This is a genomic window from Acetobacter indonesiensis (genome assembly GCF_000963945.1).
GTDB lineage: Bacteria > Pseudomonadota > Alphaproteobacteria > Acetobacterales > Acetobacteraceae > Acetobacter > Acetobacter indonesiensis.
The window spans coordinates 1-217 of record NZ_BAMW01000127.1; the positions used below are offsets into that span (position 1 = coordinate 1).

Genomic DNA, 217 nt, shown 5'->3' on the forward strand with positions numbered 1-217 from the left:
TGCGGATAAAAGCCTGAACCATTTCCACACGGGGTCACTGGATGCTGGGGATGTGTCCAACACGTCGAGGTGGAGCGGGACGAGCTTTGCTGCGGGCGGTGGCTTTACGAGTGGTGGCAGTCTGACTGATGCGGCCAAGACGATAACGGTTGCGGTTGGTCATGTTGATCATGACGAACAGAGTGTGACGCACAGTCTGATTACGGGCACTATTGAT

The 217-nt window shown here is 55.3% G+C and carries 1 protein-coding gene; it reads left to right on the forward strand.

The features are described from left to right. Positions 1-217: hypothetical protein (locus Abin_RS15430; protein ID WP_048848542.1), on the forward strand; the 217-nt coding region annotated here is incomplete at both ends.